The organism is Cohnella sp., from assembly GCF_041641335.1.
GTDB lineage: Bacteria > Bacillota > Bacilli > Paenibacillales > Paenibacillaceae > Cohnella.
Window position 1 is genome coordinate 1 of sequence record NZ_JBEPYQ010000174.1, and the last position, 4,028, is coordinate 4,028.

6 protein-coding genes are annotated in these 4,028 nt (G+C 52.5%); 4 read left to right on the plus strand and 2 right to left on the minus strand.

The window, feature by feature from the left end:
• From ACESLM_RS30345 to ACESLM_RS30360, 4 genes are all read left to right on the plus strand, one after another.
• A partial coding sequence (locus tag ACESLM_RS30345) for an ABC transporter permease (protein ID WP_372638434.1) occupies positions 1-385 on the plus strand: 385 nt, incomplete at its 5' end.
• Between the two features lie 24 nt (positions 386-409).
• On the plus strand, positions 410-1,330 hold the full coding sequence (locus ACESLM_RS30350) for an ABC transporter permease (protein ID WP_372638436.1): 921 nt from the start codon (positions 410-412) through the stop codon (positions 1,328-1,330).
• A 34-nt stretch (positions 1,331-1,364) separates the two neighbouring features.
• Positions 1,365-2,393, plus strand: a complete 1,029-nt coding sequence (locus ACESLM_RS30355; protein WP_372638438.1) for an ABC transporter ATP-binding protein — start codon at positions 1,365-1,367, stop codon at positions 2,391-2,393.
• Positions 2,371-3,366 carry an ABC transporter ATP-binding protein gene (locus ACESLM_RS30360; protein ID WP_372638440.1) on the plus strand — a complete coding sequence of 332 codons (996 nt, stop codon included), beginning with the start codon at positions 2,371-2,373 and terminating at the stop codon, positions 3,364-3,366. The genes ACESLM_RS30355 and ACESLM_RS30360 overlap by 23 nt, the downstream gene beginning before the upstream one ends.
• 50 nt (positions 3,367-3,416) lie before the next feature.
• On the opposite strand, the gene ACESLM_RS30365 is transcribed toward ACESLM_RS30360, so the two are convergent.
• Both ACESLM_RS30365 and ACESLM_RS30370 read right to left on the minus strand, forming a co-directional pair.
• The gene (locus tag ACESLM_RS30365) at positions 3,417-3,713 is read right to left on the minus strand and encodes a nucleotidyltransferase domain-containing protein (protein WP_372638442.1); all 297 of its coding nucleotides are present in this window, start codon (positions 3,711-3,713) and stop codon (positions 3,417-3,419) included.
• Positions 3,676-3,918 (minus strand): nucleotidyltransferase substrate binding protein, encoded by a 243-nt coding sequence (locus tag ACESLM_RS30370; protein ID WP_372638444.1) that lies wholly within the window; start codon positions 3,916-3,918, stop codon positions 3,676-3,678. Before ACESLM_RS30370 ends, ACESLM_RS30365 begins: the two co-directional genes overlap by 38 nt.
• Between the last annotated feature and the right edge of the window lie 110 nt (positions 3,919-4,028).

The window sequence follows — 4,028 nt, forward strand, 5'->3', positions numbered from 1 at the left end:
TCCTTCATTCGCCCGAATCGTACGCGGATCAACCTTGGCAACTCGAAAGCTGGAGTATATCGATGCAGTGCGCGCTCTAGGCGCCGGCGATGCACGTATTCTGTTCAAGCACATTCTTCCGAATATCGTGTCGCCGATTATCGTTCAAGCGACACTGCGGATCGCTACCGCCATTCTGGCAGCGAGCGGACTTTCCTTCCTCGGCCTTGGCGCACAGCCGCCGACACCAGAATGGGGCGCGATGCTGAGCGACGGGCGGAACTACATGATCGATCATCCGCATGTTGCGCTGTTCCCTGGGCTTGCCATTGTTGTAGTCGTGCTTGCGTTTAATATTTTTGGCGACGGGCTTCGCGATGCGTTAGACCCGAAGATGAAGAAATAATTTCAGGTAAAGAGGTGCTACCGATTGCTTAAGTATATTGTTCGCAGATTGGTCCAAACGATACCCGTCATTATCGGTGTCACAATTCTCGTATTTTCGCTCATGCACTTGATTCCGGGGGATGCCGCGCAAATTATTGCCGGTGAAGCCGCACCGAAGGAGCAGGTTGAGCAGCTGAGAGAGAAGCTGGGGCTTAACGATCCGATTCCCGTCCAATACATCAAATATATGGGCAACGTCATTCAAGGCGATCTCGGGGCATCCGTAAGGAGCAACCGTCCTGTATTGAATGAAATCAAACACCGGTTCTGGATCACCGTAGAGCTTGCAATTTACAGTACGATTTTGAGTGTGTTTCTCGGTCTTATTGCGGGTATCGTATCCGCCGTCAGGCATTACACCTGGTCCGATGTTTCAATCATGATTATCGCTCTGTTCGGCCTATCGATGCCGAATTTCTGGCTAGGGCTGATGCTGATCCAGTATTTTGCAAACGGACTCATGTGGGTGCCGCCATCCGGCTGGGGCTCGTGGCAGCAAACGATTCTTCCGGTCATTACACTCGGAACGGGCGGCGCAGCGATTATCGCGCGTATGACCCGCTCCAGCATGCTTGAAGTCATTACGCAGGATTACATTCGTACGGCACGGGCTAAAGGGGTAAGCGAGCGGATCGTTATTTTCCGGCATGCGCTCAAGAACGCCCTCATTCCTGTCGTTACCGTTGTCGGCCTTGAATTCGGCGGCTTCCTTGGCGGCGCTGTTCTGACCGAGAGCGTATTCGCCATCAACGGAATGGGACGCCTCGTGATCCAGTCCATCCAGGCCCGCGACTTCCCGATGGTGCAAGGCACAATTCTGATCATTTCCCTGCTTTTCGTATTCGTGAATTTGGCGGTTGACGTCTCGTACCGCTATCTGAACAAGCGGATTGAGCTTCAGTAATCCTAGTTTATATGCAGAAAGAAGGTGCCTGACGTTGGCTGAACATAAAGCTATTCTTGAAGTGCGCAACCTGCGAACTTCCTTCTTTACCGACGGCGGCGAGGTGAAGGCCGTCGATGGAGTTACCCTCAGCGTTCCCAAGGGACAGACGCTGGGCATCGTAGGCGAGTCCGGCTCGGGCAAAAGCATCATGTCCTTGTCGATCCTGCGTCTGATCCAAAATCCGGGCAAAATCGTGGGCGGCCAAATTTTGTTTAACGGCGAAGATCTCGTGACCAAGTCCGAGAAGGAAATGCGCGATATTCGCGGCAACAAAATTTCGATGATTTTTCAGGAGCCGATGACATCGCTCAACCCTGTCTATACGATCGGTGAGCAAATCGGCGAAGCGTTGCAAATTCATCAAAACATGTCCAAAAAGCAGTCGATCATGAAGTCGATCGATATGCTTAAGCTGGTGGGCATCCCTTCTCCCGAGAAGCGGGTGCATCAATATCCATTCGAGCTGTCCGGCGGTATGCGCCAGCGCGTCATGATCGCCATGGCGCTTGCCTGCAACCCGGATCTGCTCATTGCCGATGAGCCGACAACTGCGCTTGACGTTACGATCCAGGCGCAAATTCTGGAGCTGATCAAGGAGCTCCAACAGAAGCTGAATATGTCGGTCATTATGATTACCCATGATCTTGGCGTCGTTGCCGAAACGTGCAACTATGTCGCGGTTATGTACTGCGGTGCTGTGGTTGAATATGCCGATGTGCGGTCTCTATTCGCTAACCCGAAGCATCCGTACACCGTGGGGTTGCTGAACTCCCTGCCGCGCCACGATGTTGACCAGGAGGAGCTTCAGGCTATTCAAGGCTCCGTTCCGAGCCCATTCGATATGCCGAAGGGCTGCAGGTTCGCACCGCGCTGCCCGCATGCGAACGAGCTGTGCCATGAGCGAAATCCGGAGCTAACTCCGACAGAGGACGGCAGCCACATTCGCTGCTGGATGTATACGGATGAGTGGACGGGCGATAAGGAGGTAGCGGTAAGCCATGAAACAACTACTGAAGGTTAAAGGATTAAAGCAATATTTTCCGATCAAGGGCGGATTTTTGGGTCGCACGGTTAACCACGTCAAAGCAGTTGACGACATCTCGTTCGAGGTGTACGAAGGGGAAACGGTCAGCATCGTCGGCGAATCGGGCTGCGGCAAGTCAACGACAGGCCGCGCTATCCTTCGCCTCGAAGAGCCTACAGCTGGAGAAATTCAGTTCGACGGGGACAATGTATTGAAGCTTTCGAAGTCCGAGATGCGCAAGAAGCGCAAGGACATGCAAATTATATTTCAGGATCCGTATGCATCCATCAACCCGCGTCAGACAGTCATCGATGTACTGACAGAAGCTATGGAAATCCAGAATATCGTACCGAAAGCCGAACGCCGCGACCGCGCAATCGAGCTGCTGGAAACGGTAGGTTTAAAAGCATGGCAGGCCGACCGGTTCCCGCATGAATTCAGCGGCGGACAGCGTCAGCGGATCGGTATTGCCCGCGCGCTGTCGCTCAACCCGAAGCTCATTATCTGTGATGAGGCGGTTTCGGCGCTGGACGTATCGATTCAAGCGCAAATTCTGAACCTGCTGAAGAAGCTGCAGCGTGATTTCAAGCTGACCTATTTGTTTATCTCGCATGATCTCGGCGTCGTTCGCCATATCTCCGACCGGATTATCGTTATGTATCTCGGCCGGATCGTCGAAATCGCGGACAAGAAGTCGCTGTTCGAGAAGCCCTCGCATCCGTACACGAAGGCGCTGCTGTCGGCGATCCCGACTCCGAATCCGGAGGTAACGAAGAACCGGATGATCCTGAAGGGCGACGTCCCTTCGCCGATCAACCCGCCTGCCGGCTGCCGCTTCCACACCCGCTGCCCGTTCGCAACGGATCGCTGCCGCAGCGAGGTGCCGGAGCTGCGTACCGCCGTGGGCATGCTGCCGGGCCACCAGGCCGCTTGCCATTATCTCGAGGATATTGCGGCAGGCAAGCTGTAGTTGGGCCATATAAAAGTCCCGGACACCTTGTGTGCCGGGACTTTTATGATCTACCTCGAATAGATTTGAATCTTGTCCGCGTTGATTTCTTCAATAAACTCTGGAGTTATGCTCCTATCGCTCAGTACGACGATGTCTACCTGATACAGCGCGCCAGCTTCTTGAATTTGAGCGAGGTGGGAGCTTCGAACTCCGTCAGCTACGATTGCCAAATCAATGTCGGAGTTAGGTCTATGATCTCCTCGCGCCCTTGACCCGAATAAGTACACTTCCTTTATTTGATCGATTGACCTGAAGGTTTCAAGCAATCTATTCTTGACTGGATCCGGTAGATTCAACAACGGCACCTTCCATCTGTATCTGAATATACCTCAATTCCGGGTAAAACTTTGCTAGGATATTGTGATACGACTCCTCCGCTTTTTCCTCACTATATAAATGGCTCGTCGTATTTCTGAAATAAACCATTTCTCTTGCAACCTCCGGGTCGCGAATCCACCCAGCTGAATAAGCGCAATTGAATATAGAAATCGGGCTCGACTTGTCACACATTCACCCTACGGGTTAATGAACGGGAAGATAAAACTTGATTTTGTACGTTTTTTCATACAAAATCGCCGCATCTAGCGGTTACCCCCACGATTTTGTACGTTTTTTCATAC

What these genes read in the sequence shown, in the direction of transcription:
- ACESLM_RS30360 (WP_372638440.1), top strand. Translation starts at nt 2,371, where the DNA reads ATGAAACAACTACTGAAGGTTAAAGGATTAAAGCAATATTTTCCGATC.
- ACESLM_RS30370 (WP_372638444.1), bottom strand. Translation starts at nt 3,918, where the DNA reads ATGTGTGACAAGTCGAGCCCGATTTCTATATTCAATTGCGCTTATTCA.